This window comes from Chromohalobacter beijerinckii, assembly GCF_023061185.1.
GTDB classification, from domain to species: Bacteria; Pseudomonadota; Gammaproteobacteria; order Pseudomonadales; family Halomonadaceae; genus Chromohalobacter; species Chromohalobacter beijerinckii.
The window spans coordinates 13133-38247 of sequence record NZ_JAKGAK010000010.1 but is presented as its reverse complement, the minus strand read 5'-3'; the positions used below and the strand labels follow the sequence as shown (position 1 = coordinate 38247).

General features: G+C 62.4%; 25 protein-coding genes. 14 read left to right on the top strand and 11 right to left on the bottom strand.

Annotation, left to right across the window (positions count from 1 at the left end):
• Nucleotides 1–141: 141 nt before the first annotated feature.
• From L1075_RS09360 to L1075_RS09340, 5 genes are all read right to left on the bottom strand, one after another.
• Nucleotides 142–1458 carry a short-chain fatty acid transporter gene (locus L1075_RS09360; protein WP_246941557.1) on the bottom strand — a complete coding sequence of 439 codons (1317 nt, stop codon included), beginning with the start codon at nucleotides 1456–1458 and terminating at the stop codon, nucleotides 142–144.
• A 22-nt stretch (nucleotides 1459–1480) separates the two neighbouring features.
• The gene (gene pcaF, locus L1075_RS09355) at nucleotides 1481–2686 is read right to left on the bottom strand and encodes a 3-oxoadipyl-CoA thiolase (protein WP_246941556.1); all 1206 of its coding nucleotides are present in this window, start codon (nucleotides 2684–2686) and stop codon (nucleotides 1481–1483) included.
• A gap of 10 nt (nucleotides 2687–2696) precedes the next feature.
• Nucleotides 2697–3473: a CoA-transferase subunit beta gene (locus L1075_RS09350; protein WP_246941555.1), complete on the bottom strand. Its 777-nt coding sequence runs from the start codon at nucleotides 3471–3473 to the stop codon at nucleotides 2697–2699.
• Nucleotides 3470–4291 carry a CoA transferase subunit A gene (locus L1075_RS09345; RefSeq protein ID WP_246941553.1) on the bottom strand — a complete coding sequence of 274 codons (822 nt, stop codon included), beginning with the start codon at nucleotides 4289–4291 and terminating at the stop codon, nucleotides 3470–3472. Before L1075_RS09345 ends, L1075_RS09350 begins: the two co-directional genes overlap by 4 nt.
• 154 nt (nucleotides 4292–4445) lie before the next feature.
• Complete coding sequence (locus L1075_RS09340) at nucleotides 4446–4889, bottom strand: lyase family protein (RefSeq protein WP_281504136.1); 444 nt, start codon at nucleotides 4887–4889, stop codon at nucleotides 4446–4448.
• Nucleotides 4890–5067: 178 nt separating this feature from the next.
• Between L1075_RS09340 and L1075_RS09335 the strand changes: the two genes are divergently transcribed.
• From L1075_RS09335 to L1075_RS09285, 11 genes are all read left to right on the top strand, one after another.
• Nucleotides 5068–5847, top strand: a complete 780-nt coding sequence (locus tag L1075_RS09335) for an IclR family transcriptional regulator domain-containing protein (protein ID WP_246941549.1) — start codon at nucleotides 5068–5070, stop codon at nucleotides 5845–5847.
• A 206-nt stretch (nucleotides 5848–6053) separates the two neighbouring features.
• Nucleotides 6054–7019: a sugar kinase gene (locus L1075_RS09330; protein WP_246941547.1), complete on the top strand. Its 966-nt coding sequence runs from the start codon at nucleotides 6054–6056 to the stop codon at nucleotides 7017–7019.
• Between the two features lie 41 nt (nucleotides 7020–7060).
• On the top strand, nucleotides 7061–8038 hold the full coding sequence (locus tag L1075_RS09325; protein ID WP_246941545.1) for a 2-hydroxyacid dehydrogenase: 978 nt from the start codon (nucleotides 7061–7063) through the stop codon (nucleotides 8036–8038).
• Between the two features lie 165 nt (nucleotides 8039–8203).
• Nucleotides 8204–8962 carry an SDR family NAD(P)-dependent oxidoreductase gene (locus L1075_RS09320; RefSeq protein WP_246941543.1) on the top strand — a complete coding sequence of 253 codons (759 nt, stop codon included), beginning with the start codon at nucleotides 8204–8206 and terminating at the stop codon, nucleotides 8960–8962.
• A gap of 126 nt (nucleotides 8963–9088) precedes the next feature.
• On the top strand, nucleotides 9089–10192 hold the full coding sequence (locus tag L1075_RS09315) for a LacI family DNA-binding transcriptional regulator (protein ID WP_246941541.1): 1104 nt from the start codon (nucleotides 9089–9091) through the stop codon (nucleotides 10190–10192).
• A 56-nt stretch (nucleotides 10193–10248) separates the two neighbouring features.
• Nucleotides 10249–11265, top strand: a complete 1017-nt coding sequence (locus tag L1075_RS09310) for a TRAP transporter substrate-binding protein (RefSeq protein ID WP_246941539.1) — start codon at nucleotides 10249–10251, stop codon at nucleotides 11263–11265.
• Between the two features lie 76 nt (nucleotides 11266–11341).
• A complete protein-coding gene (locus L1075_RS09305) occupies nucleotides 11342–11932 on the top strand; it encodes a TRAP transporter small permease (RefSeq protein WP_246941537.1) in 591 nt (196 codons plus the stop codon).
• Nucleotides 11929–13236, top strand: coding sequence for a TRAP transporter large permease (locus L1075_RS09300; RefSeq protein WP_178998318.1), 1308 nt, complete (start codon nucleotides 11929–11931; stop codon nucleotides 13234–13236). The genes L1075_RS09305 and L1075_RS09300 overlap by 4 nt, the downstream gene beginning before the upstream one ends.
• 181 nt (nucleotides 13237–13417) lie before the next feature.
• The gene (locus L1075_RS09295; protein ID WP_178998319.1) at nucleotides 13418–14095 is read left to right on the top strand and encodes an HAD family hydrolase; all 678 of its coding nucleotides are present in this window, start codon (nucleotides 13418–13420) and stop codon (nucleotides 14093–14095) included.
• 89 nt (nucleotides 14096–14184) lie between these two features.
• A complete protein-coding gene (locus L1075_RS09290; protein WP_040240804.1) occupies nucleotides 14185–14559 on the top strand; it encodes a translation initiation factor Sui1 in 375 nt (124 codons plus the stop codon).
• Nucleotides 14560–14605: 46 nt separating this feature from the next.
• Entirely contained in the window at nucleotides 14606–15013 is a 408-nt protein-coding gene (locus tag L1075_RS09285) for a YbaY family lipoprotein (RefSeq protein WP_178998320.1), read from the top strand.
• A 52-nt stretch (nucleotides 15014–15065) separates the two neighbouring features.
• On the opposite strand, the gene L1075_RS09280 is transcribed toward L1075_RS09285, so the two are convergent.
• Complete coding sequence (locus L1075_RS09280) at nucleotides 15066–15947, bottom strand: NAD-dependent protein deacetylase (protein WP_246941535.1); 882 nt, start codon at nucleotides 15945–15947, stop codon at nucleotides 15066–15068.
• 148 nt (nucleotides 15948–16095) lie between these two features.
• Here L1075_RS09280 and L1075_RS09275 point away from each other — a divergent pair, with 148 nt between their 5' ends.
• From L1075_RS09275 to L1075_RS09265, 3 genes are all read left to right on the top strand, one after another.
• Complete coding sequence (locus L1075_RS09275) at nucleotides 16096–17013, top strand: nuclease-related domain-containing protein (RefSeq protein WP_246941533.1); 918 nt, start codon at nucleotides 16096–16098, stop codon at nucleotides 17011–17013.
• A 711-nt stretch (nucleotides 17014–17724) separates the two neighbouring features.
• Complete coding sequence (locus L1075_RS09270; RefSeq protein WP_246941531.1) at nucleotides 17725–19101, top strand: maltoporin; 1377 nt, start codon at nucleotides 17725–17727, stop codon at nucleotides 19099–19101.
• 109 nt (nucleotides 19102–19210) lie between these two features.
• Entirely contained in the window at nucleotides 19211–20131 is a 921-nt protein-coding gene (locus tag L1075_RS09265) for a MalM family protein (protein WP_246941529.1), read from the top strand.
• 31 nt (nucleotides 20132–20162) lie between these two features.
• Here the strand turns inward: L1075_RS09265 and L1075_RS09260 are convergent, their stop codons facing one another.
• From L1075_RS09260 to phnC, 5 genes are all read right to left on the bottom strand, one after another.
• The gene (locus L1075_RS09260) at nucleotides 20163–21500 is read right to left on the bottom strand and encodes a deoxyguanosinetriphosphate triphosphohydrolase (protein WP_040240791.1); all 1338 of its coding nucleotides are present in this window, start codon (nucleotides 21498–21500) and stop codon (nucleotides 20163–20165) included.
• Between the two features lie 22 nt (nucleotides 21501–21522).
• Entirely contained in the window at nucleotides 21523–22386 is an 864-nt protein-coding gene (locus tag L1075_RS09255; RefSeq protein WP_246941527.1) for an isocitrate lyase/PEP mutase family protein, read from the bottom strand.
• A 233-nt stretch (nucleotides 22387–22619) separates the two neighbouring features.
• Nucleotides 22620–23453, bottom strand: coding sequence for a phosphonate ABC transporter, permease protein PhnE (gene phnE, locus L1075_RS09250; RefSeq protein ID WP_246941525.1), 834 nt, complete (start codon nucleotides 23451–23453; stop codon nucleotides 22620–22622).
• Entirely contained in the window at nucleotides 23450–24259 is an 810-nt protein-coding gene (phnE, locus tag L1075_RS09245; protein ID WP_246941524.1) for a phosphonate ABC transporter, permease protein PhnE, read from the bottom strand. The genes phnE (L1075_RS09250) and phnE (L1075_RS09245) overlap by 4 nt, the downstream gene beginning before the upstream one ends.
• Nucleotides 24256–25077: a phosphonate ABC transporter ATP-binding protein gene (phnC, locus tag L1075_RS09240; RefSeq protein ID WP_246941522.1), complete on the bottom strand. Its 822-nt coding sequence runs from the start codon at nucleotides 25075–25077 to the stop codon at nucleotides 24256–24258. Before phnC ends, phnE (L1075_RS09245) begins: the two co-directional genes overlap by 4 nt.
• Between the last annotated feature and the right edge of the window lie 38 nt (nucleotides 25078–25115).

Here is a 25115-nt window from a genome sequence, read left to right as displayed (position 1 = left end):
GCAGCGACCACACCCTCCCACACGTTCTGGCTCACGCCCAGAGATGCGCCAACAGCGCGGCTGCACCGCTATCGCGATAGGCAACCGTGCAGCCGTTGATATTGATAAAGGACATCACTGACTCACTACTTGAAAGTGGCTCTAGCCAAATACGACCAATGCCACAAAGGTACTGACGATGGCAGCGCCGGAGATAATCAACCAGATCACCAGATAGCCCATGATGTCGCGCGCCGAACGGCCGGCCACACCCAGCAAGGGAAGCGCCCAGAAGGGCTGGATCTGGTTGGTCCAGCCATCTCCCCAGGTGAAAGCCATGATGGTCTGTGCCGGGTCAGCCCCCAGCGCTGCAGCCGCTTCCATCATGATGGGCCCCTGAATAGCCCACTGCCCACCGCCGGATGGAATGAAAAAGTTCACTGCACCCGCAGACAGGAACGTCAGCAGAGGGAACGTCTCTGGTGTGGCGACCGAGATAATGGCTTCAGAAAACTGGGTAACCAGGCCAGCACTGGTCATCATGCCGGCGATACCCGCATAGAGTGGGAATTGAACGATAATTCCGCGAGCCGCATTGACCGCCTTCTCCGCCGCACCTAGATAAGCGGCTGGGCTCTGGTGCAAGAGAAGGCCCAAGGCCAGAAAGATCAGAATGATCGTGTTCAGATCGATGCTGAATCCCTGAAAAATCACTTTGTTCAGTAAATATCCCGCTGCCAGTAGACCGAGGAAAAGCGTCGGCCAGCGGCTCTTCTCAATACGATCCGATGGGCTTTGGTAGGCCTTTTCTGGAGCCGGCGCATCCCGCCCTTCTTCGCTGTCCGCTTCCAGCCGGATGATCTTTTCAGGCTGTTTCTGGAGCATGAAGAAGATTACCAACAGGCATAGCAGACCGACTGTCAGCGCAATATTCCAGACGGAGTAGAGGGTTTCAGTCACAGGCACGATACCGATAGCGTCTTCCATGAAGTGGTCAGGAGTTGCTATAACCAGCGGGATGGAGGAAGAGGGACCACGCACCAACTCGCCACCGTAGGCTGCGGCAACAATCAGCGGGAAGTGAATAGCGACCCGACGCCCCATCTCCCGCGCCAGGATGGCACCAGCCACCATGCCGAAGCCCCAATTCAGGTAGTAACAGACAAAGCTCACCACGATCGTCAGCACTAACGCCTGCTTCGGCGTATTGGCCCGCCTGGTCAAACCGGTCAAGAGACTCTGTACCACCGGGGTCAGTGCCAGCACATAACCCGTCAGCAACACCAGAGTCATCTGCATTCCGAACTTGAACAGGCTCGAGAACCCATCACCCCAGTAATCCGCCATGTTCATGGGTGACTCACCGCCAACGGCGACGCCCAACACAAAAACGATAGCGGTGAGAATCACTGCCAGGACAAATGCACTGGGTAGATAACGCTGTACGACCCGTACAGAAAAGTTGGTTATTGCTTCCATTGGTAACTCATCTGGTAGTTTTCTAAACGCGTTCGATCAAAGTGGCCACGCCCTGGCCCACGCCGACACACATGGTGCAAAGGGCGTAACGCTTGTTCAGTACATGCAGCTCGTGCGCTGCAGTCAGCAGCAGCCGCGCCCCGGACATGCCCAGCGGATGTCCCAGCGCGATCGCACCGCCGTTGGGATTGACGCGCGGATCGTCATCGGCCACGCCCAGTTCACGCAGGCATGCCAGCCCCTGGGCGGCAAAGGCTTCGTTGAGCTCGATGATGTCGACCTCATCGATGCCGATACCCAGACGCTCGAGCAGCTTGCGCGTCGCCGGTACCGGGCCCATGCCCATGATGCGCGGTTCGACGCCGGCGGTGGCCATGCCCAGGATCCGCGCCATCGGAGTGAGACCATGGCGCGCGACAGCGGCGTCACTGGCGACCAGCATCGCCGCCGCCCCGTCGTTGACGCCCGAGGCATTGCCCGCGGTCACGCTGCCGCCGTCGCGAAACGGCGTGGGCAACTTGGCCAGCTTTTCCAGAGTGGTACCTGCGCGCGGATGCTCGTCCTGATCGACGACCAGGGGGTCCTGCTTGCGACGCGGCACCTCGACCGGCGTGATCTCCTGCGCCAGGCGCCCGGACTGCTGGGCACGCTCGGTCTTCTGCTGCGAGCGCACGGCGAAGGCATCCTGATCCTCGCGGGACACGTGGAACTGCTCGGCGACGTTCTCGGCGGTCTCGGGCATCGACTCGACGCCGTAGTGGTTCTTCATCAGCGGATTGACGAAACGCCAGCCGATGGTCGTGTCCTCGATCGCCTGGCTGCGCGAGAATGCCGTCTCGGCCTTGCCCATCACGAACGGTGCGCGCGACATGGACTCCACGCCGCCGGCCAGGGCCAACTCGAACTCGCCCGCCTTGATGGCGCGAAATGCGGTGCCCACGGCGTCCATGCCCGACCCACACAGGCGGTTCATCGTGGTACCGGGCACGGAGGTGGGCAGCCCGGCCAGCAACGCCGACATGCGCGCCACGTTGCGATTGTCCTCGCCGGCCTGATTGGCGCAGCCCATGATCACTTCATCGATGGCCGCCGGCTCGAGGTCCGGCGCCTGCGCCAGCACGGCCCGGAAAATCGTGGCCGCCAGGTCGTCGGGACGGACGCTGGCCAGCGAGCCGCCGAAACGTCCCACGGCGGAACGCGTGGGATGACACAACCAAACATCGCTCATCGAATTCTCCTCACGCCTCACCGGCATGTTTGCGTTCGGTACGCGCCTTGAGATCCCGCAACACGTCGAGCTCATTCGCGGAAGGCATCGGCGTGGTGTCGAGCTGCTCGGCGAAACGGATCTCCCAGCCGGTCGCGTCCTGCACCTGCTCGGCGGTCACGCCCGGATGCAGCGATACCACTACCAGCTCGCGAGTCTCGGGATCGGGCTTCATCACGCACAGGTCGGTGATCACCCGGGTCGGGCCACGGCCGATATTGGGCACCCCGTCACGCGCCTTGCCGTCGCGACCGAAGCCGAGGGTGGTGATGAAATCCACCTGGTCGACGAAGGTCCGCTTGGAATGCTTGAGCGTGATGAACACCTCACCGGCGCAGGTCGCGATCTCCGGTGCCCCGCCGCCGCCGGGCAAGCGCACCTTGGGCGCCTGATAATCGCCGATCAGCGTGGTGTTGAGGTTGCAGTAGCGATCGATCTGCGCGGTGCCCAGAAAGCCCACATCGATCTTGCCGCCCTGCAGCCAGTAGCGGAACATTTCCGGCACCGACACGGTGGTCAGCGCCGACTCGCAAAGCTCGCCATCGCCAATGGAAAGCGGTAGCACGTCCGGCTTGGTCTGCAGCGTGCCAGACTCATAGATCAGCACCACGTCCGGTGCGTGCGTCAGGCGCGCCAGGTTGGCGGCCTCGGACGGCAAGCCGATGCCCACGAAGCAGGTCATGCCGTTCTCCAGCGCCTTCGCCGCCGTCACGGTCATCATTTCCGAGGAGGTATATTCGTTACTCATTGGGCCTGACCTCCTGCGTTGTAGATATTCTCATCGAGCCATGCCTGAAAGGTGTCGCGATCGCGCGCGATGGTATCCCACTCCTTGTAGAAGCGGTTGTCGCGCGGGTAGTAACCGTGAGCGTAGGAGGGGTAAGCGCCCTTCTCGGCGACGGCGATGGCGTCGATGGCCCAGCCGGGGATCACGCAGGCATTGGGACCGGCCTCGAGATCGTCGACGATTTCCTCGACGGTGACGATGCTCTTGCCCGCCGCCAGGATCGCCTCCTTCTGCACGCCGATGATGCCTTCCACCAGCACGTTGCCCTTGCGATCCGCCTTCTGCGCATGCACCAGAGATACGTCCGGGCGCACCGAAGGCACCGCCGCGAGGCGCTCGCCTGTGAATGGACATTCGATGTACTTGATCTGATCGTTGACGCTGGGCAACTCGCTGCCCACGTAACCGCGCAATACCGCCAATGGCAGGCCCGCCGCGCCGGCCTCGAACGCGCACGCCATGGCCGCATGACTGTGCTCGAAGATCTCCACCTTGTGCGGCCAGCCTTTCTCCACCGCATCGCGCAAGCGATGTAGCGACCCCACGCCGGGGTTACCGCCCCACGAGAAGATCAACTTCTTGGCACACCCGGCGCCGATCAATTGGTCGTAGACCAAGTCCGGCGTCATGCGGATCAGCGTCAGGTCATGCTTGCGCTGGCGAATGACCTCGTGTCCGGCGGCGAAGGGAATCAGGTGGGTGAAGCCTTCCATGGCCACGGTGGCGCCATCTTCGACATAGCGCGCCACGGCGTCATGGAGGCTAAGAAATTCGGCCATGCGGATTGCCTCGCAACTTGTTCGCTTGGTGAACACTGGTTTGTGATACGAACAAAATTATCGGGATTGCGACGGCCGGTCAAACGCACAAAAGGGCAACGCAATCGCGTTGCCCCAAGGACAAAAAAACAATTAACGCTTTAAAAATAGTAAATTACATGGCTTCAAACATATCCAGCACGCGCTGAACCTGCCACGGGCTACTACCAATGTATAAACCTGGATCGACACATGCCCGCAGGCGCTGCGCATCCACCTGCCTGGCTATCTCCTCGTCAGCCAGGAGCACATCGGCATAGTCACGACGCTCGTGACGCGAGGTCTCGGCGGCCTCCTTGGCAACACGCTGTGCGGCGTCTGCCCCTAGCACCTCAGCGAGAAAGCGGGCACAGATCACCGGGTTGCGTTTATGGGGCATCGACGACGAACCACCGGCACCCGGGACAGCAGGCTCGCTGACTTCCGCGACTTCGGACTGAGTCAGCAACGAGACATCCAACGCCAGTTTGTCGACGGCGCCGGCCAGGGCCTGTTCGAAGGCCAGTATGACGCCGACGAAGTCCTCGTCGCGGCTGGCCATCAGAGCCTCGGGACTCATTAAGGGTGACTGGAGCATCTCGGCGGGCTTGGCAGAATCTCCGTAAGGTAAGGCGGACGACGGGGCAGGAGCCGCCACCTCTGCCCAAAGCGTGCAAGTGTTCGCTACTCGAACATTATGTTAGGTTGAGGGTGGATGGCCTAGTAACTCGATACGCAACCGCAGTGATGATGCCCTCATGCATGACGAAACCCTGACCACCGACGATCGTGACTTCGTCACCGCCCTGGCTAGCGGGCTGGAGGTGATACAGGCCTTCGACGCCGATACCCCGCGCATGACACTGAGCGAGGTGGCCACCAAGACGGGGATGAACCGGGCCCGCGCCCGTCGCTTCCTGCTGACGCTCCATGCCCAGGGTTACGTGCGCAAGCAACAGCGCCACTTCGAGCTCGCGCCCAAGGTCCTGCAGCTCGGCTATGCTTTCTTGTCGGCCAACAACTATCGCTCGGTAATCCAGCAGTACCTGGAAGACATCACCGCCGAGATCGGCGAATCCTCGTCACTGGGGGTGCTGGACGGCGACGAGGTGATGTACGTAGCCCGCTCTTCCGCTAAGCATAGACTGATGGCGATTACCCTGTCGGTCGGCACGCGGCTGCCGGCGACTTACACCTCGATGGGGCGGGTGCTGCTGGCCCAGCTCGCCGACGACGCGCTGGAGGCCTACCTGGAACGGGTGGCGCTTGAGGCCCACACCGAACGCTCGATCACCGACAGGGCGCAGTTGCGTAACTGCATCGAGCAGGTTCGCCAGCAGGGCTACAGTATCGTCGACCAAGAGCTGGACCCCGGTCTGCGCTCCCTGGCAGTGCCGGCCTTCGACGCCAACGGCAAGCTGCTCGGCGCCATCAACATCAGCACCAATGCCGCCCGCATCGACTTCGACACCCTGACGCATACCTTCCTGCCACTGCTGCAGGACAAGGTGCAGTTGATCCACACGCATGTCAGCTGAAGCACGCATGCGCGGGGCGCAACGCCCCGCGCAACCTACCTCCCCGCTCTCCTTTAGCGCCACCTTCCCGACCAAAGTCTAGGTATGTTCGATTGTCGTAATGCCCCGGTATTTCTATGATGGGGTTTTCCTATCGACGATCGCTCGACCCGTCGTGATGCCGTGCCCTCGGCAACCGCTTTTGCAGCTTCCTTCAGGATCTTTTCATGAACGATTCCACTACACCGGATATCCTGACTTTCGGTGAAGCGATGACGCTGTTCATCGCCGAAACGCCCGGCGACCTGGCCGAGGTCGAGCGCTTCCAGCGGCGCATCGCCGGCGCCGATACCAATGTCGCCATCGGCCTGGCGCGGCTAGCCTTTCACGTCGCCTGGATCAGCCGCGTCGGTGACGATGGCTTCGGCCGCTTCATCCGCCACACGCTCGACGCCGAAGGGCTCGACTGCCGCTACCTGAGCACCGATACCGAGCATCCCACCGGCCTAGTCTTCAAGGAACGCGCCGAACACGGCGAGGATCCCAAGGTGGCCTATTACCGGCGCGGCAGCGCCGCCAGCCACCTGGGCGTTGCCGACGTGCGCGATCTCGACTTTCAGGGAGTGCGCCACCTACACGCCACCGGCTTGCCCCCCGCGCTCTCACCCAGTACACGCGAACTTGCCTTCCACATGCTGGAACGCGCGCGCGAGGCCGGTCTCACGATCAGCTTCGATCCCAACCTGCGGCCCTCGCTGTGGAACAGCGAAGCCGAGATGCGCGAGACCCTCAATGCGCTGGCCGCACACGCCGACTGGGTGCTACCGGGGCTCGCCGAGGGCCAGCGCCTGACCGGCCTCGATAACGCGCACGACATCGCCGGCTATTACCTCGATCAAGGCGCCAGCGGGGTCATCATCAAGCTCGGTCCGGAAGGCAGCTACGTGCGCACGGCAGACGATGCCGGCATAGTGAAGGGAGTGGCCGTCTCCCGGGTCGTCGATACCGTGGGGGCTGGCGATGGCTTCGCGGTGGGTGTGATCAGCGCCTTGCTCGACGGGTGCTCGCCACGCCAGGCCGCGCATCGCGGCAATCTCATCGGCGCCGAACAGGTTCAGGTCGTCGGTGACATGGAAGGCCTGCCGCACCGGGACCGACTGCGCGACCTGGAAGCCGCACATCCAATGGCGTGACGACACGCCACCATGCTGTATTTCACGATCAGGAGCCCTGCATGACCAAGCGCATCCTCGCCTTCGGGCGACTCAAGCCCCATCACCTCGAACAACTGCGCACACACTTCCACGTCGATTATTTTGACCATCTGGAAAGCGCCGACGACCCCGCGTTTCGTGAAGCGCTGAGCGAAGCGCACGGCCTGCTAGGCGCCAGTTTGCCGGTCACCTCCGAGCTGCTCGATGATGCCCCACACCTGGAAGCCATTTCGAGCATCTCGGTGGGGGTCGACAACTACCCCGTGGACGAGCTGACCCGGCGCAACATTCTGCTCTGCCACACGCCGGACGTGCTCACCGAAACCACCGCGGACACCGGCTTCCTGCTGATCATGGCCAGCGCCCGTCGCGCGGTGGAACTGGCCAACATGGTCAAGCAAGGCCAGTGGACGAGCAGTATCGGCGAGCCTCACTTCGGCACCGATGTCCACGGCAAGACGCTGGGCATGATCGGCTTCGGGCGCATCGGCCAGGCTATCGCGCGTCGCGGCGCACTGGGCTTCGGCATGCAGGTGCTCTACACCCACGCTTCGCCCAAGCCGGCCCTTGAAGCGGAACTCGGCGCCACGCACTGCGAATTCGATGCCTTGCTCGAGCAGTCCGACTTCGTCTGCGTCAACGTGCCCCTGACCACCGAGACCACCGGCTTGATCGACGCGGACGTGCTCAAGCGCATGAAGTCCTCGGCGATTCTGATCAATATCGCGCGTGGCAAGGTGGTCGACGAGGAGGCCCTGATCGAGGCGCTCTCCAGCGGCGAGATCCACGCTGCGGGGCTCGATGTCTTCGCTCAGGAACCGCTGCCCGGCGACTCGCCGTTCACGCGGATGGACAACGTCGTGACCCTGCCGCACATCGGCTCGGCGACGCATGAAACGCGCGAGGCCATGGCCCAGCGCGCCGTTGACAACGTCATCGCCGCCCTCGAGGGCCAGCAACCGCCCAGCCCCTACAACGACGTCACACCGCGCGGCTGACGTCTTCCCCATACGCCGTACGCGCCACGTCCTTTCACGCCTGCTCCTCTCGGTGCAGGCGTTTTCGTTTCATGCACGCACGCTTGAAACCTAGTGTCCCGCCCCCAGGCAGTGCTCACTGACAGCGGCCCCAACGCCGCCCACTTTCCGCTTCGGGAGCTACCCATGTCCTCCAGCATTGCCCTCATCACCGGCGCCGGCCGGGGCCTCGGCCGTAGCATGGCGTTGCACCTCGCCGCCGCCGGCGTTGGCGTCATCGGCACCTACCGCAGTCACCGCGACGACGCCCTGTCGGTCGCCCGCGAAATCGAGGCCGCCGGCGGCACGGCGGCGATGCTCAAACTCGATATCGGCGACAGCACCGCCTTCGCCGAATTCAAGGACAACGTGGCGGATACGCTGAAAGACACTTTCGGCCGTACGGAGCTAGACGCCGTGGTCCACAATGCGGGCGAGGGCATTCTCGCTCCCTACGAAGAGACCACCGAGGATGATCTCGACGCCCTCTACCGCACCCACTTCAAGGGCCCCTTCCTGCTCAGCCAAGCCCTGCTGCCAATGATCGCCCGGGGCGGACGCATCCTGAACGTCTCCACCGCCGCCACGCGCTTCGTGCTGGACAATCACTGCGCCTATTCGGCGATGAAGAGCGCGCTGGAGGTGACCACGCGTTATATGGCCAAGGAACTCGGCGAGCGCCGGATCACGGTCAACGCCATCGCCCCTGGCGCCGTGGAAACCGACTTCGCAGGCGGCGCGGTGCGCGACGATCCGGATCTCAACGCTCACTTCCGCTCGATCACGCCGCTAGGACGCACCGCCAAGCCGGATGATATCGGCGCCGCCGTCGCGAGCCTATTGTCGAGCGATTTCAACTGGCTCAACGGTGAACGCATCGAACTCACCGGCGGACAATCGCTTTGAACGCGTTCTAACGCATCCCACCTACGACTCTGGTCGCACTTGGACCAAAGGCGAATGGGGACGAGGCGGTGACTCTTCTAGGCTGACTCTCATATTTGGATCAATCCAAAACGAGGCAAACCAGCCATGGCCGAATCCTCCGAGCCCCCATCATCCCCACGCGAGAGCGCGCGTCAAAGCGTCACGCTGCAGGACATCGCGGCCCATGCCGGAGTCTCACGCTCTACGGTCTCGCTGGTACTGCGCGAAAGCCCGCTAGTGGCGGATTCCACTCGAACGCGGGTGCAGGCCTCAATCAAAGCTCTGGGATATGTCTACAACCGTGGAGCGGCAGCGCTACGCGCCAGTCATACCTTTACCCTCGGCGTGGTCGTCTACGACATCGCCAATCCGTTCTTCGGTGCCATGGTCGCGGGTATCGATTCGGTCCTGCACCGCGAAAACTATGTCTCGTTCCTGGCCAACAGCGAAGATTCTCCCGAGCGGCAGCAGCGCTTTCTGGAGCGCATGCGCGAGCAACGTGTCGACGGCTTGCTGCTATGTCCCGCCGAAGGTACTGATCCCGCACTGCTCACCCAGTTGATGGGCTGGAACATGCCTTGCGTTCAGGTATTGCGCCATATCGGTACGCCCCCGTTCGACTACGCCGGTACCGATTTCGAACTCGGTGTACGACAAGCAGTGGATCATCTCGTGGCGCTCGGCCACCGTCGCATCGTATTTCTCGGCGGCGAAGCCGAGCACTCCGCCACACGCGCCCGCCACCAGGGTTATCACGACGCCATGCACGCGCAGGGGCTCGGCGAGGTACTGGGCATCGTGCGCGGACCTGTGACACGCCGCGCCGGTTTCGAGGGCATCCAGACACTGATGCAAGAAACTCCTCGCCCCACGGCCGTGATCTGCCACAACGATCTAATGGCACTAGGCGCCATGCTGGGACTTCAGCGGTTGGGTCTGATACCCGGCGAAGACTGCGCGATCATCGGTACCGACGATATCGAGGAAGCGGCTCTGAGCCTGCCTCCTTTGACCAGTGTTGCCACGCACCCTTTCTCCATCGGCGAGGAAGCGGCGCGACTGGCCATGCGGCGCATTGCCAATCCTGGCGGCGCTCGCGAACAAGTAATCCTGACACCACGCCTGCAAGTGCGTCACTCATGCGACCCCATTCCCGCCCATGGGGAAGCACTGTATCGACGATATCCACACGCCACTCTCGACGCCTAACCGAGGCGTCACGCCAGCCCGCCCGAGGCGGATACAACAATGAACGAGGTGACATCATGACTCAGCACTGGATCGATCCAACTCTATCTCGCCACTCCTTCACCAAGCGTGCACTTGGCATCGTCGCGCTGACGCTCGGTATGACACTGGCCAGTGGCGCCCAGGCCGTAGACTTACGCTTCGGCCATGGCGGTACCGAGGACACCGCCTATCAGCTCGGGGCCGAACGCTTCAAAGAATTGATCGAAGACAAGACTGACGGAGATGTTTCCGTCACCATCATGGGCAACTCCGTGCTCGGCCACGAGACCGAGATGTTCGAGCAGCAGATGGCCGGCGCACTTGACCTCTCGATCATCAATCCCGGGCTGATCACTGACTTCTCGGATACCGCCAATGTGTTCTCGATACCGTTCATGTATCGCGACGTCGACCACTGGCGTGCGGTGCTCGATGGTGAGGTCGGCCGCGAGATCGCCGACAAGATCGAGGACGAGACCGACGTGAAAGTGCTGGCCTTCTTCGGCGGCGGCAAGCGCCAGATCGTCAGCACGCGCCCGCTCGAGAGCCTCGACGACCTCGAGGGCATGAAACTGCGCACCAACCCCACCAAGCCGCTTATCACCGCGTGGAAGGCGCTAGGCGCCGAGCCCACGGTAATGGCCTGGAAGGAGATCTACACCGGCCTGCAATTGGGTGCGATCGACGGTCTGCTCAATGAGGCCGAGTGGATCGAACGCATGCGCTTTCATGAGGTCGCGCCGCATATCGGCCTATCCGAGCACGACATCACGGTGCGCCTGCTGACCATGTCGCAGATGAGCTGGGAAGGGCTCGACGAAAGCCAGCAGCAGGCAGTGATGGAAGCCGCCAATGAAGCCGCCAGCTACGCACGTGACGTCCAGCTCAAGCAGGATGCCGAGGCCCTCGAAACCCTCAAGCAGGAGGGCGCGACGCTCTACCCGATGGACCGTGAGCGGATGATGGAGATCGTTGCCGAGCCGCTCCAGCAGGTCATCGACGAGATGGGCCTGAGCGAGTTGCATCAGAAGATCGTCAACGTGGGCAAGTGAGCCCAACGCGGGGCATCGTGCGCAGGTGCCCCGCCGGTTCTTCCCACCTCTCATCATCAACCACGAGGACAACGCCATGGCCGCACTGCTGCATGGCCTGTCACGGCTCAACCGAGGGCTTGAGCGCCTGCTCAACGCGATCCTGCTGGCGTTGTTGCTGGGCTTCATCCTGCTGATCATCTACCAGATCGTCAGCCGCAACCTGCCCTTGTTGCCGCGGCTCTACTGGACCGAGGAATTCAGCCGATTCGCCTTTCAGTGGCTAATCATGCTGGGCACGGCGATCGGCGTCTATCATGCCGACCATTTCGTGCTCGAGGCGTTTCCACGCGGCACGCGGGCAGACCTGGCGACCCGCCTGATCCGCGATCTGGCCTGCTTTGCGGTGGGCGTAATCTTCATCTACTACGGCAAGGATTTCGCCATCTCCGGCCTGAGACGCAGCGCCACTGCGTCCGGCTTGCCGATGATCTACGTCTATTCGGCGTTCACTGTCTGCGGCATATTCATCGTTCTGTACAGCCTCGAGCGGCTGCTGCATGCCGCGCTCCACGGCATGAACGCCATGGAAGCCGAACTCAACACCCCTAACGAACTGGACGAGCTGGCGAGCGCCGACGACACGCCGCTCGACGCCAGCGAACAACCGCGAGGGCCACGCTCATGATGCCGATGGAATGGACCTTCATCCTGCCGTGGCTGCTGTTTGCCCTGCTTGGCGTGCTGATCATCGCCGGCATCCCCATCGCCATGTCGCTGGTGCTGACCGCCTTCAGCATGATCCTTCTCGATCCGCGGCTGACCATGTGGGTGATGTTCCAGCGCATGTACAACGGCATGGACTCGTTCGTGCTGCTTGCCGTGCCGCTGTTCCTGCTTGCCGGCAACCTGATGAATTCGGCGCACATCACCGATCGGCTGATCACCCTATGCATGCGCATGGTCGGTCACTTCAAGGGCGCGCTGGCCCACGTCAACGTCATGGTCAGCATGCTATTCGCCGGCGTCTCGGGCTCGTCCACCGCCGACAGCGCGGGGGTCGGCACGGTGCTGATTCCGGCGATGAAGCGTGAAGGCTATCCGACCCATTTCGCGGTGGCCGTCACCGCCGCCTCGTCGGTGATGGGCATCATCATCCCACCATCGATCAACATGATCGTGTGGGGCGCGCTGACCAACACCTCGATCGCCGGGCTGTTCCTCGGCGGCATACTGCCCGGGGTGATGATCGGCGTTGCTCAACTTTTGCTCAACCTGCTCTACGTGCGCCGCTATGACGTCCCAGTGCGCCAGCGCGCGACGTTCTCCGAACTGATGAGCTCGGGCAAAGATGGCCTGCTGGCGGCGGGGATCCCCATCGTCATCATCGGCGGTATCACTCTAGGCCTGGTCACCCCCACCGAGGCTGCCGTGATCGCCGTTCTCTACGCCTTGGCACTGGGCTTCTTCGTCTACCGTGAGCTGACCTTCAAGCACGTGCTTGAGGCCTCGACCAGCACCGTACGGCTGTGTTCGCTGTCGCTTTTCAGCCTGGTCGGCGCAGCGATCTTCGGTTACTTGATCAGTTTCTATCAGATTCCTCCCAAGCTGATGGCCGGGGTCACCATCAGCGACCCGACCACGCTGCTGATCATCATGGCAGTGGTAATGCTAATCATCGGCACCTTCATGGACTCGCTGCCGGCGATGGCGATCCTGGCGCCGATCTTCCAGCCGCTGGCGATGCAGGCAGGCGTGCATCCGGTGCAGTTCGGGGTGATCGGCGTCATGGCTCTGGGGTTGGGTCTCATTACGCCGCCCTACGGCCTCTGCCTGATGATCTCGGCAAAGATAGGCGGTATCCCGCTGCTCAAGGCTTTGGGCACGACGCTTATCTACCTGGCGGTGATGGTGGCGGTGATCGTGTTGCTGATCATCTTTCCGGAGCTGGTGCTTACCATCCCGCGCTGGCTGACGCCGGACTTCGTATAATCGCGGACAATCGCTTTGAACGCCTCCCTGGCCTTGCTATCACGGCCAGGGACAACTAAAGTTCTAGATAGCGTTTAAAAACGCCGTTCGCAAACTCGGTGTGCTTTATCAAGACTGGGCGTCGCCTGCCGATATTTGGGACAATGAACGGTTTAATCCACTATGCCCTCGAGGCTTCACCATGTCTCATCCGTTGTGCCTGTTGTTCGACTGCGATGGCACCCTGGTCGATAGCGAACCCCTTCTCGCCGACGTCATGTCCGATGTCCTGACCCGCGCCGGATTACCCTTCGCCGCGCCCCAATACATGGAAGAGTTTCGAGGCGTCAGATTCGCCAACATCGTCGCCGAGCTGGAGCGCCGTTTCGGGGCTCTGGATGACACCACTCGAGAGGCCGCCGAGGCGGAGATGCGCCGCACCATGCAGGCGCGCATGAGCACCGAGTTGCAACCGATTCCGGGGGTCCGCGAGGCGCTCGACCGGCTCGCCGAATACCCCCGCTGCGTCGCCTCCAACGGTCCGGAGCACAAGATTCGCCGCGCCCTCGACAGCACCGGCCTGCGCCCCTATTTCGGGGACCGCCTCTACAGCGGCTACACCATCGAGCGCTGGAAACCCGATCCCGATCTGTTCCTGCATGCCGCGCGCGAGATGGGGGTTGCGCCCGAACGCTGCGTCGTCATCGATGATGCCGAGGTGGGCGTCGCAGCAGGCCTGGCGGCGGGAATGCGCACGATACACATCAACCGCTTCCCCGAGCGCGAAACCACGCCCGAGGGTGCCATCGCCTTGCATGACATGCGCGACCTACCCAGCGCCGTGGCGAAATTGGAACAGTTGGAAGCCGTGCTGCACTGACTCCCACCGCATGGCGTTGACCGATATCGTGCCTACCGGCATGGCGCGTTATCATGGAGGTCCGCGACACATCGATTCAGGAGGCACGCATGGCATCGCTGCAGGATCAATTACGCGGACGGGTATATTCCACCGAACATGGCGAGGTCTGCCCCGAGTGCCGGGCACCGCTGGCCGAGTGTCGCTGTGCCGAAACCGCAGAGGAAGAACGCCTGGCAAGCCTCGACGGTACCGTCCGCCTGCGCCGTGAGACCAAGGGACGCAAGGGCAAGGGCGTGACTCTAGTAGACGGCGTGCCGCTCAAGGCCGACGCGCTCAAGGCTCTGGCCAAGGCGCTCAAGCAGCGCTGTGGCACTGGCGGCGCCATCAAGGATGGCATCATCGAGATTCAAGGCGATCAGCGCGAAACGCTAAAGGCAGAACTCGAAGCGCGCGGCTATCGCGTCAAACTGGCTGGCGGTTGAACGCGCTCCGTCGGCTACTTTCCCTTCCCTGTGCGAGGAGGCCCTCATGTCCTTGCCTAACGTGCCGCGTCGCCTATATGCCGTACTCACCGGTTTATTGCTGCTTGGCCTCGCGGGCTGTGCCAGTGGCCCTGATTTCACCACGCTCGATGCGCGGGTCGTCTTCGATCAACCGCCCGAGCTGTCGGACGATGCCATCCTCGATGTCACGCTGAAAGATAGCAATGATGGCGACACCGTCGCGGAAAGCCGCTATACACGCGTCGACACCACCGCGACCGAGGTTACGCTGCAATACGACCAGGGCGCCATCGAGGCGGCGCATACGTACATCTTGCAGGCCGAAGTGCGCGATCAAGGGCGGCTGACGCATCTCAACCGTGAGCGCGTCGAGGTCTTCAACGGCGAGACCGGCACCATCCCGACCGTAACGCTGGAACCCGCTTCACCTTAGGGGGTGGAACGAAAATGAGCGGGGCGGACGCGCCACGACATTCGATGCCGGGCTAGGTCCTGGCCGCCGGGGCTGGAGAAACCAGTCCCTCGGTGAGCATAGTGCCTTCCAGGGAACGCAGCGCAGCATCCAGCGTCTCGCCCGCCGACGCTTCGACCTTGAGGCTGAACAGCGCGTCGGCGCGCGTGCGCCCCATGTTGATGCAGGCCATCGGCTTGCCCGATTCCGCCGCTCGACGCGCAAAGCGATAGCCCGAATACACCATCAGCGACGAGCCTACCACCAGCATCGCATCGGCGCGTTCAAGCGCAGCGAATGCCGCGTCCACGCGGGAGCGTGGCACGCTGTCGCCGAAGAACACCACATCGGGCTTGAAGATACCGTCCCCGCAACGTGCGCATGAAAGCAGCGAGAAATCGCCGAAGTCGTCATGCGCCAAGTCGGCATCGCCATCTGGCCCGACGCTTGCCTCCAGGCCCGTCCATTGGGGATTGAGACGCGCCAAGGCGGCGTGCACGGCATGGCGCATCTGGGTCGCCCCACAGTGCATGCAACGCACCACGTCGGCCTGACCATGCAGGTCGATCACGCGCCGCGACCCGGCACGCTGGTGGAGTCCGTCGACATTCTGCGTGACCAGTTGCTCGATGCGTCCGGCACGCTCCAGCGCGGCGAGCGCACGATGCGCGCGTCCAGGCCGCGCCTCGGAGAGCGCCTGGAACCCCACCAGGCTACGCGCCCAGTAACGGCGACGCGCGGTATCGCTGTGCATGAACGTTTGATGCGTCATCGGCGGCGAGCGTTTCCAAGCGCCCTGCTCATCACGATAATCGGGGATGCCGCTATCGGTACTCATCCCGGCACCAGTGAGCACGAACAACCGCGAATGACGGGAAAGAAAGGTCGCCAATGACGACGCTGAGGAATCGAACATCGTGATCTCCCGGGAAAGCCGATGTTCACATGATACAACCGGCGTCCCACGTCGCGACAAGCGCCCATCGCTCGTCGGCATCGCCGATCTCCGACAAGCTAGCTAGAATGGGCGTTCATGTAACACGTTCTCGACCAGGATGACCGTGATGGCTTGGCTGGAATACGTACTGCCGATCATTTTTCTCGCCCCGCTCGGCGCCACTGCGCTCGTAGTGCTGGCGCTACGCCACCTGGAAGACGGCGCGCTCGTATCACCTTATGACGGGCGCACACTGCGCGAACCCGCACAGTCGCTACGCGACCGACTCGACCGCGCTTATGCTGCGCTCTTCCTGGATGGCGCACTGGGGCCCATCATCACCCTGGCGCCGCTGGTCTATGGCATGGGACGCATGCTGTTCGCCAACCGGCACAGCTGGCTGGAATGGGCGCTTTACGGGCTTTTGACCACCTTGCTGGCGTTAGTGCTGTGCTTTCGGTTGATTCGCGACGTGCAGCGTATTCGCCGCCTCAAGCTGGGTCTGGCCTGCGAGCTAGCCGTGGGCCAGGAGCTGGAACGTCTGATCCGTCCGGAGGCGCACCCCTATTTCGTGTTTCATGATGTGCCCTCCGACAGCTTTGCCATCGACCATGTCGTGGTCACCCCACATGGGGTCTTCGTGGTCGAGGTCAGTGCCCGGACCCCACCGCTGGACGTCATGGGCGAGCCCCGCACTCAGGTAACGGTGGCCGGGCAGCGCCTGCGCTTCCCGGGCTGGCGCGAACGGCAGTCCCTGGCACACACACGGATGGCCGCGAGTTGGTGCCGTCAATGGCTGACGCGCCACTCCCTGGGCGATATCGCCGTGCAAGGTGTGCTGGTCCTACCCGGCTGGGAGATAAAGATCGAGAAAGCCCCCAACGGGCTGATGGTCGTCAACGGCGAAGGGCTCGCCGCCCTGATCAATGGTACTCCGCTCAAGCCCATGAACGACGACGCGCACCAACGCGTTGTTCAGGCACTCGATCAGCGCGTCAAGCGCGACGGACCTCGCGGCACATCCTCTCGAGGCACTACCTCTTGAACGACGCATGCCGAGGCGTCGTTTGCGCGCGCGTCGGCCAACCACCTCAGCCCACAAAATGCTGCTCGCCCCACGCACAACACGCCATTAGATAACGGCGGCAGCATGCCACCAGCCATCTGCGTCTAGCACACGACGTCAGCCATCTTACGATGGCACCGTCAGCATATCCTCACACGATATCCCAACCCGACGCCTCTACCGCGAGAAGGCAAGCAAACGCCTTTTTCGTAATATTTCATCGCAGTAATAAATATAAAAAACTAAGTAACTTGGCCTTCCATATAAAATGCGCAAAAATTCGCAATTTAAGCGGAAAAGCGACACCAAATCGCCCCGATAAGTTTAGAGATTAAACTTTAGTGGCGTTTATACCATAGTCAAAATGAAAACTTACGACACCGTGCTAATAATGTCGTACATGACGAAAACATCATTCGTCATCGCACCTAGAAAATAACGACGCTTCGAAAACAACAACAAAGGGATCCTCATGCCGACGCTGTCGACACGCCACTGCGCTCCCGCTTCGCGCGGACCCAAAAACGCTCACCTCGTCCACTCACCGTTCAGGAGGTATCAAGACCCCTGCGCAACGACCTCAGTGCCGGGTCTCACGGCTCACTGAGCGACGCGCACGATCCATCGCGTTTCACACGCCATGAAACGATTCAACGTCACCATGACCAATAACATCACAAGGGACATCTCATGAGAGACTCACGCCAGTTCACACGCCGACCGCTACTCGCGGCTCTGATCGGCGCTTCCTGCGTCATGCCGGCCCTGGCCCATGCCGATATCAATCCCAATTTTTTCGGGTACGCACGTTCGGGCATCGGCTCCACTGCCGGCGGCGGCAGCCAGACCTGCTTCAAGGCGGCAGGGGCACCGGCCAAGTACCGCCTGGGCAACGAATGTGAAACCTATGCCGAGCTGGGCCTGGGCGCCAATCTCTTCGACCAGCAGGGCACCACTTTCGACTTCGCCAGCCGCGTCGCCTACGTCACCTCGCAGTCCAACGACGACGAATCGCTCAAGGGTGATGACAACAATATCGCCCTGCGCGAGATGTTCGTCACCGGCACCAACGCCGTCAGCGGCTTACCCGACGGCTCTACGCTATGGGCCGGTAAGCGCTTCTACAAGCGCCACGATATCCACATGAACGACTTCTACTACTGGGACGTCTCCGGCCCAGGCGTGGGGATCTCGGATATCGATGTCGGCACCGGTAAGCTTAACTTCGCTTGGGTCAGAAGCTCCGGCTCGGATAGTGACAACCTTCCCGACGAGGATCAGCGGCTCTCCGACGATACCGTTGACGTGCGCTGGACGGACATTCCCACCAATCCCGGCGGCTCGCTGCAACTGGGCGTCGACTACGGCCGCGCCTCGCTATCGGATTGGCAGAAGGACTACTATGACGATGCTGGCATCGACTACGACGAGGGTGACAAGGGTTGGATGGGCACCATCGAGCACACTCAGTCGAACTGGTTCGGCGGCTCCAACACCGTAGCACTGCAGTACGCCACCGATGGCATCATCACCAGTAATGGCAACGCAGTGGGTCGCTCCACAGGTAGCCTCGAGCAGGAAGGCGACATGTGGCGCGTGCTCGATAGTGGCCATGTCTGGCTGATGCCGGATAAGCTCGACCTGCTCTACGCCGCCATCTACGAAGACAAGAACATGGATGACGACTCCGGCCGTAAGTGGTTCTCGGCAGGCGTGCGCCCAGTGTATTACTGGAACGACATCATGAGCACCGCCATGGAACTCGGCTACGATCATATCGAACCGCAAAGCAATGTCGCCGGCTATGACGGTGGTGATCATCACCTCACTAAATTGACCCTCGCCCAGCAGTGGTCGGCCGGGCGTGGTGCCATGATTCGTCCCACCATTCGCTTGTTTGCCACCTACGCCAAGTGGAGCGGCGATGCCTATGAGGAACAGTTGAGTGCAGAAGGCTATCGCCAAGCCCACGCGCTGGATACTGGCTCAGGTCCCAACAACGTCGATTTCAACGACACCGATGGTCTGACCTTCGGCGCCCAGATGGAGGTCTGGTGGGGCAGTTGATCGCTCGGCGGTCACCAAAGCGACCGCTGACACGCTAGTAAGCTGTATCGATCCTTCGGGCCCCGCCGCGTGAGCGTCGGGGCCGCTTTTGCATTCGGGAGTTCATTGCATGCCACAACGCCATATCGCCATCCTACTCTCGGGACTGGCCCTGACCAGCCTAGCGGGCTGCGCCTCGTTGGTTCCCCACGGCGACACCGCCGTGACGCCGGCCAAGCAAAGCCAACGAGCGCTCGCCCAAGCCACGGACTGCTGCGACACGCTCGCCGCCTTGCCTTATCAGTCCTTGGCGGTCGGTGAGTCACAGTCGTTAACGCTCGACACACAAGCCCCGATGCACCGTTTCGAGGACGGGGCCAGCTACTTCCAGGCGTTCGAGTTACCGCGCACGCGCGAGCCGCTGACGTTCAAACTCACCAGCACCATCGCCAAGGATCAGGTCTTCGCGCCCACGGTGCTGATCCTCGATGAGGATTTTCAGCCCACGCAGCGCGTCACCAGCGATAAATTCGACTACCTCAGCCCCAATGGTTTCGCCGGGGCGCGTTTGGGCGCCACCTTCGACATCACCCCCGGCCCCAATGCCACCTACATGGTGATCTACAGCAACGAGACCGCGCGCCAAGGCACGACGCAGTATGAAAGCGCGGAAAAAGTCTATGCCCGCGTGCGCGGTCTCGCGCTTCCCCCAGGCCCCGACCCCATCGCCGAGCACAGCGCCACCGGCAATGTTACCCTAGAAAGCGAATCCCGCGAGACCGGCGGTGGCCTGCTAACGCCGATTCTCGGCACGCGCTCGCATGCCGACAGTGTGACGGAGACCCGCAGCGCGACTGCACGCGACAAGCAGGCATCCCAGTCAAGCGCTGGCGCCTCCACGCCTGACTTCGATTACCGGCGGATGATCAACGCTGCTCTCAAGGCCGACGACATCGAGCTGGCCATGCAACTGGCCGAACGCGCCGAACGCGAAGGCCACAGCGGCACCCGTGCCTGGTTGGCCGAACGCCTGCGCAGCGTCTCGCCGTAACCCTGCGCCTGCGCGGCGAGTAGCGAGCACATTACTCGCCGCGCAGGCGACCGCCCATCTCCTGCGCCAGATCGACGGCGTAGTGGTCAGTCATGCCGCCGATGAAATCGAGCATGCGCCGATAGCTGGCATAGAGCGACCATGAGGGCTTGGGCGTGTTCTCGCCGATCAACGCCAGCACGCGCTGGTGCTTGAAGGACGACTCGCCGCTGTGGTGAAGCTCATACGCCGCGCCGATGAAGGCTTCGAGGAGAATGCCCAGCGTCGTGTAGGCCCCGATCTCCAGCTTGGCCTTGCGTTCGTTTTGGAAGATACGTTCGCGGGCGATCTGCTTGGCCGTGCCTACTCCCCATCCCAAGTCGGGATGACACAGCTCGAGCAGGTCGCCATTCAGGGTGCCGTTCAGCAGCGCACTCTCATGTTGCACGAATACTGCCGCGACATCGTTCACCGCACGTTCCATCGCCGCGCCGCGCAAGGCCGCAATACGTCGACGCTGGGACACGCCCCGGGCACGCATGTCGTCATAGCCCGATGGCGTCCCCCCGGCGATCTGGATGAGCACCTCGGCGACTTCGTCGTAGCGCAGAATGCCCATCTCCAGGCCGTCCTCGAGATCCAGCAGTGCGTAGCAGATATCGTCGGCGGCCTCGACGAGATACGCCAGCGGGTGCCGACACCAGGCGGTTTCGCCATGCGGCAACAGACCCAGACGCTCGGCCACCTCGCCCAATTGCTCGCGCTCCGACTGGTAACAACCGAACTTGCCGGCCCGCGAGGCACGCTCCACCGTCCACGGGTACTTGAGCATCGTGCCAAGCGTGGCAGCGGTTAGACGCATGCCGCCATTGAACTGGTTGTACTCGATCTGCGTGACGATGCGAAACCCTTGGGCGTTACCCTCGTAAGTCAGCAGGTCCTCTCGCTCGGCCGGCGAAAGCTCGGCCAACAGCCCGCTGCCCTCCGCCTCGGCGCGCTTGAACCAGTCGCGAATGGCATATTCGCCGGCATGCCCGAACGGCGGATTGCCGATGTCATGCCCCAGGCAGGCCGCCTGCACGATGACCCCCAAGTCGGCCGGCGTGATCCAACCCGGCAGTCGCTCACGCAACTCCTCGCCGACGATCATGCCCAGCGAGCGCCCCACGCAGCCCACTTCCAGAGAATGCGTCAAGCGGGTGTGGATATGATCGTTGTCGGTCAGCGGGTGGACCTGCGTCTTGCGCCCCAAGCGCCGGAACGAGCCGGCGAAGACAATACGGTCGTGATCCTTATGGAACGGACTGCGCCCGATTTCATCGCGCGAGCCTCCGTGCTTGTCATTGAGGCGGGTAGGGTCAAGCAGACGCTCCCATTGCATGGCGCTCATCGCACTCTCCGGTTGTCGAGGCCTACTCTTTCACATCCATATAATCGCGCGCCCAGGCGCGATACTCGTCCAGCGTAGAGTAACGTGTGGACAACTGCGACGCGCTCAATTCGCTAGCGGCGATATCGCGCTGCTCGCGCAGGCAATCGTAGGTGGCCTTGATGGCGGCGAAGTAGGCCGCATGGCCGTTGACCACCACGCGCACGCCGAGCGCAGCCAGACGCTCGCGATCACGTAACTCGGGGTTGCCGTAGGTGACCAGCATCAGCGGAATGTCCAGCGGCGCCGCCAGGCGCTCGAGGTGGTCGAAGTCACGCACGCCCACCAGGCAGATAGCATCCACGCCCGCCGCTTGATAGGCACACACGCGCTCGACGGCAGCCTCATCGTCGAGTTGACCGGCGTTGGTGCGCGCGATGATCGCCATCGCCGGGTCGATGCGCGCCTCCAAGGCCGCACGCATCTTGCCTACGCCCTCGTCGAGGGGGATGAGGTCGGTGGACTTGTGCCCGTACTGCGCCGGCAGCAAGGTGTCCTCGATGGTCAACGCCGCCACGCCGGCACGTTCGAGCTCGGTAATGGTGCGCATGACGTTGAGCGCGTTGCCATAGCCATGGTCGGCGTCGGCGATCACCGGGAGTCGCGTCACGCGGCCGATGCGAGTCGCTTGCTCGACGAACTCGCTCAAGGTGATCAGCGCGAAATCGGGCGCCGCCAGCACCTGCAGCGAGGCCACCGAGCCGCCCAGAATCCCCACTTCGAAGCCCAAGTCGGCGGCGATGCGCGCCGACATGGGGTCGAAGACCGAGGCGGTGAAGAAGCATTGATCGGAGGCCAGCAGGGCGCGGAAGTCATTACGTAGATCGTGTTGCGAGGGGGTTGCCACTCGGGACTCCTATTGTCACGCGACGACCGTACGGCGCACGGGTGAAAGGCCCGCGCGGACGACGGCGGTCGGATTGAACACGGCCAGCTTAACTGGCGCATGGGACATGCCTCCCGCTGACGCGTCACCTGTCAAACCAGGCGGAAAGGCATCGACTTAGACGTTAGGAGGAGAAGGATATTACGCCGCACGACAAGATGCACGGGGCATGCCGCGTGTCGACGGCGTAAAGATCACAGAATGGCATGGCGCACCCGCGCCGAGACCCACTCGCTGACGATCACCGTGGCCAGGATGAGCAGCAGGATCGTCGCCACTTGCGGCCAGGCCAGCACATTGATCGACGACTGCAGCTTGAGACCGATGCCGCCAGCGCCGACTAGCCCCAGAATGGTGCTCTCGCGGATGTTGATGTCCCAGCGAAACATGGTGATTCCCCAGAACGCCGGCAGTATCTGCGGCACGATGGCGTAGTTGAGCTGCTGCATGGAACTCGCACCCGTGGCGCTGACCGCCTCGACCTGGCGGATATCGGTTTCCTCGATGGCCTCGTAGAGCAACTTGCCGACGAAGCCGATGGAACGCAGCGCAATCGCCACCACGCCGGCGAGCAGCCCCGGCCCGATGATAGCCACCAGCAGCAAGGCCCAGATCAGTGAATTGATCGAGCGCGACGCGACGATCACCCACAACGCCAGCGGCCTGATCAAGATCGAGGATGGCGTGGTATTGCGCGCCGCGAGAAAGGCGACCGGCACCGCCATGATCACCCCGCCCAGCGTGCCCAGGGTGGCGATATTGAGCGTATCCCACAGCGGCTTCATCAGCTCGGGCAGATAACTCAAACTCGGTGGCCACATGCGTGAACCGATATCGACGGCTTGGGTCGGCGCATCGGCCACGAATACCCACATCGTATCGGCGTTCATGACCTGCCAGCAGTAGACGAACAGCGCGACCAGCGCCAGCCACCCGCACCACAAAGCCAGCTGGGCGCGCGGAGTGCGGAATGTCCAGATCTGGGCATATGTCGCCGGCTCGGTGGTATTAACGAGAGATGGTTTCATTGCAGGAACCTTCTCAAATAGCTGGAGCCATACTCGGATAGCATGACGATGACGATAACGATCAGCAGGATGGCGCCGGCACTGTCATATTCGTAACGGTCGATGGCGGTATTGAGCGTGGCACCGATGCCGCCGGCGCCGACGATGCCGATCACCGCGCTTTCGCGGAAGTTGATGTCCAATCGGTACATCGACAGGCCAATCAGGCGCGGCATGACTTGCGGCTGGATGGCATAGTGCAGCACCTGCCACCATGACGCTCCCGTCGCACGCACCGCTTCGATCTGGTGCACATCGCATTCTTCGATGTCTTCGGCGAGGAGCTTGGCGATGAAACCGATCGAGGCGAACGACAATGTCATGAAACCCGCCAGCGGGCCGAAACCGAACATCGCCACCAGGAAGATCGCGATAATGATCTCCTGCAGCGAACGGCTGACGGCAATGATCGTGCGACATATCCCATATACCGGCGCCGGCACCAGGTTACGCGCCCCGCCGATACCGATGGGGACCGAGATCAAGCCCCCCACCACCGTCGCGGTAAGCGTCATGGTCAGGCTTTCGATCAGCCCTTGACGGATATCGCTCCAGCGGCTGATGAAGTCGGGCTGCAAGAAGCCCTCCACGAAGCGCTGTCCTCGTGCCAGTCCTTCCACCACCCGCGACCACTCGATGTCCAACGAGCCCATCGCCAGCACTAGATAAACGAGCACCGCGCCCTGTACGACGAGCCGCCAGCGCCGATCGCGCAACATCCGCGGCGGGCGCCGCCAGTGCGTCGGATAGGTCGTCTCGAAGCTCATCGTGCGACCTCCGCCACACGCCGCGTGGCGTCCGCCTCGGCTGCCTGATCTTCTTCGTGCTCACGGCGCATCGCCGTCCAGTCCTCGGCACCGTAGATATCGCCGAGCACCGCTTCATCGAGCGCCGCCGGCGTGCCGTCGAAGACCACCTCGCCCGCACGCAAGCCGATTAGGCGATGCATGAATTGCTGCGCCAGCGGCACGTCGTGAATATTGACGATGGCCGGCAATTCGCGCTCGTCACAGATCTCGATGATCAAGCGCATGATTTGGCGGCTCGTCTTGGGATCCAGGCTCGCGGTCGGCTCATCGACCAGCAGCAACGCCGGTTCCTGCGCCAGGGCACGGGCAATACCCACCCGCTGGCGCTGTCCGCCCGATAAGGCATCGGCACGCTTGTCGGCCTGTTCGAGCAATCCCACGCGATCCAGCAGGCGGTAGGCATTCTCGATATCTTGCCCTGGAAAACGCCGCGTGAAGCTGCGCCAGAACGGTACATACCCCAGGCGTCCGGAGAGCACGTTTTCCATGACGGTGAGGCGCTCGACCAAGGCATACTCCTGGAAGATCATGCCAATGCGCCGCCGTTGGCGACGTAATTCACTGCGCCCTACCTGAGCGAGATCGGTATCGCCGAGCAGGATACGGCCCCCACTGGGATCGACCAGGCGATTGATGCAACGAATCAGTGTCGACTTGCCGGCGCCTGAAGGCCCGATCAAGCCCATCACCTGACCGCGTGGCACGACGAAAGAGACATCCCGCAGCGCCGTGTCACCGGTGGCATACGTCTTGGAAAGTTGCTGGAGTTCTAGCATGTCATCCTCCCAGCACCATGGCAGCAGACGACGTCATG

Bases quoted from the DNA above. Each gene is read 5' to 3' on its own strand.
- L1075_RS09360 (WP_246941557.1), bottom strand. From the start codon at position 1,458: ATGGAAGCAATAACCAACTTTTCTGTACGGGTCGTACAGCGTTATCTA.
- pcaF (WP_246941556.1), bottom strand. From the start codon at position 2,686: ATGAGCGATGTTTGGTTGTGTCATCCCACGCGTTCCGCCGTGGGACGT.
- L1075_RS09350 (WP_246941555.1), bottom strand. From the start codon at position 3,473: ATGAGTAACGAATATACCTCCTCGGAAATGATGACCGTGACGGCGGCG.
- L1075_RS09345 (WP_246941553.1), bottom strand. From the start codon at position 4,291: ATGGCCGAATTTCTTAGCCTCCATGACGCCGTGGCGCGCTATGTCGAA.
- L1075_RS09340 (WP_281504136.1), bottom strand. From the start codon at position 4,889: ATGAGTCCCGAGGCTCTGATGGCCAGCCGCGACGAGGACTTCGTCGGC.
- L1075_RS09335 (WP_246941549.1), top strand. From the start codon at position 5,068: ATGCATGACGAAACCCTGACCACCGACGATCGTGACTTCGTCACCGCC.
- L1075_RS09330 (WP_246941547.1), top strand. From the start codon at position 6,054: ATGAACGATTCCACTACACCGGATATCCTGACTTTCGGTGAAGCGATG.
- L1075_RS09325 (WP_246941545.1), top strand. From the start codon at position 7,061: ATGACCAAGCGCATCCTCGCCTTCGGGCGACTCAAGCCCCATCACCTC.
- L1075_RS09320 (WP_246941543.1), top strand. From the start codon at position 8,204: ATGTCCTCCAGCATTGCCCTCATCACCGGCGCCGGCCGGGGCCTCGGC.
- L1075_RS09315 (WP_246941541.1), top strand. From the start codon at position 9,089: ATGGCCGAATCCTCCGAGCCCCCATCATCCCCACGCGAGAGCGCGCGT.
- L1075_RS09310 (WP_246941539.1), top strand. From the start codon at position 10,249: ATGACTCAGCACTGGATCGATCCAACTCTATCTCGCCACTCCTTCACC.
- L1075_RS09305 (WP_246941537.1), top strand. From the start codon at position 11,342: ATGGCCGCACTGCTGCATGGCCTGTCACGGCTCAACCGAGGGCTTGAG.
- L1075_RS09300 (WP_178998318.1), top strand. From the start codon at position 11,929: ATGATGCCGATGGAATGGACCTTCATCCTGCCGTGGCTGCTGTTTGCC.
- L1075_RS09295 (WP_178998319.1), top strand. From the start codon at position 13,418: ATGTCTCATCCGTTGTGCCTGTTGTTCGACTGCGATGGCACCCTGGTC.
- L1075_RS09290 (WP_040240804.1), top strand. From the start codon at position 14,185: ATGGCATCGCTGCAGGATCAATTACGCGGACGGGTATATTCCACCGAA.
- L1075_RS09285 (WP_178998320.1), top strand. From the start codon at position 14,606: ATGTCCTTGCCTAACGTGCCGCGTCGCCTATATGCCGTACTCACCGGT.
- L1075_RS09280 (WP_246941535.1), bottom strand. From the start codon at position 15,947: ATGTTCGATTCCTCAGCGTCGTCATTGGCGACCTTTCTTTCCCGTCAT.
- L1075_RS09275 (WP_246941533.1), top strand. From the start codon at position 16,096: ATGGCTTGGCTGGAATACGTACTGCCGATCATTTTTCTCGCCCCGCTC.
- L1075_RS09270 (WP_246941531.1), top strand. From the start codon at position 17,725: ATGAGAGACTCACGCCAGTTCACACGCCGACCGCTACTCGCGGCTCTG.
- L1075_RS09265 (WP_246941529.1), top strand. From the start codon at position 19,211: ATGCCACAACGCCATATCGCCATCCTACTCTCGGGACTGGCCCTGACC.
- L1075_RS09260 (WP_040240791.1), bottom strand. From the start codon at position 21,500: ATGAGCGCCATGCAATGGGAGCGTCTGCTTGACCCTACCCGCCTCAAT.
- phnE (WP_246941525.1), bottom strand. From the start codon at position 23,453: ATGAAACCATCTCTCGTTAATACCACCGAGCCGGCGACATATGCCCAG.
- phnE (WP_246941524.1), bottom strand. From the start codon at position 24,259: ATGAGCTTCGAGACGACCTATCCGACGCACTGGCGGCGCCCGCCGCGG.
- phnC (WP_246941522.1), bottom strand. From the start codon at position 25,077: ATGCTAGAACTCCAGCAACTTTCCAAGACGTATGCCACCGGTGACACG.